This is a genomic window from Arthrobacter sp. FW306-1B-F12A, from assembly GCF_058781865.1.
In genome coordinates, this window is the sequence record NZ_JBYSXD010000097.1 from 1 (window position 1) to 1,560 (window position 1,560).

1 rRNA gene (only partly in view) is annotated in these 1,560 nt (G+C 54.9%); it reads right to left on the reverse strand.

Features of this window, described 5'->3' with window-relative positions:
- Positions 1–157: 157 nt before the first annotated feature.
- Positions 158–1,560 (reverse strand): 23S ribosomal RNA (locus AC3WJU_RS22310); its annotated part runs 1,539 nt beyond the window's last position; the annotation flags it as partial.

Consider the following 1,560-nt stretch of genomic DNA (forward strand, 5'->3'; position numbering starts at 1 on the left):
GTGGGTGCGGGGTGGGAAGATACGTGGTTACAACTTGTCCGGACCCGGTGAAGGGTTCGGTGGTGTTGTTATTCAGTTGTTGGTTCCATGGAACACACCCGGTGGCGGGTTGTTGTTCGGGAACCACATAGTGGACGCAAGCAGTGATCGTGTTTGTGTGGTGTAAGTTGTCGGCCTATTAGTACCGGTCAGCTTCAACAGTCTTTAGTCCTGTCTTCCACATCCGGCCTATCAACCCAGTGGTCTGGCTGGGGGCCTCTCACACACGAGGTGTATGGAAATCTCATCTTGAAGCGAGCTTCCCGCTTAGATGCTTTCAGCGGTTATCCCATCCGAACGTAGCTAATCAGCGGTGCACTTGGCAGTACAACTGACACACCAGAGGTTCGTCCGTCCCGGTCCTCTCGTACTAAGGACAGCCCTTCTCAAATTTCCTGCGCGCGCAGCGGATAGGGACCGAACTGTCTCACGACGTTCTAAACCCAGCTCGCGTACCGCTTTAATGGGCGAACAGCCCAACCCTTGGGACCTACTCCAGCCCCAGGATGCGACGAGCCGACATCGAGGTGCCAAACCATGCCGTCGATATGGACTCTTGGGCAAGATCAGCCTGTTATCCCCGAGGTACCTTTTATCCGTTGAGCGACGGCCATTCCACAATGTACCGCCGGATCACTAGTCCCGACTTTCGTCCCTGCTTGAGATGTCTCTCTCACAGTCAAGCTCCCTTGTGCACTTACACTCGACACCTGATTGCCAACCAGGCTGAGGGAACCTTTGGGCGCCTCCGTTACTTTTTAGGAGGCAACCGCCCCAGTTAAACTACCCATCAGGCACTGTCCCTGACCCGGATCACGGGCCGAAGTTAGATGTCCAAAGTGACCAGAGTGGTATTTCAACGATGACTCCACCCCCACTGGCGTGAGGGCTTCAACGTCTCCCACCTATCCTACACAAGCCACTCCGAACACCAATACCAAACTATAGTAAAGGTCTCGGGGTCTTTCCGTCCTGCTGCGCGTAACGAGCATCTTTACTCGTACTGCAATTTCGCCGAGTTTATGGTTGAGACAGCGGGGAAGTCGTTACTCCATTCGTGCAGGTCGGAACTTACCCGACAAGGAATTTCGCTACCTTAGGATGGTTATAGTTACCACCGCCGTTTACTGGGGCTTAAATTCTCAGCTTCGCCTTGCGGCTAACCGGTCCTCTTAACCTTCCAGCACCGGGCAGGAGTCAGTCCGTATACATCGTCTTGCGACTTCGCACGGACCTGTGTTTTTAGTAAACAGTCGCTTCCCCCTGGTCTCTGCGGCCCCGATCCCCTCCCACCAGCAAGTGGTGTTCAAGGTTGGGGCCCCCCTTCTCCCGAAGTTACGGGGGCATTTTGCCGAGTTCCTTAACCATAATTCTCTCGATCGCCTTGGTATTCTCTACCTGATCACCTGTGTCGGTTTGGGGTACGGGCGGCTGGGACCTCGCGCCGATGCTTTTCTAGGCAGCATAGGATCACCGGATCCCCCCATGACGGGGGTCCCATCAGATCTCAGGAACGTCATA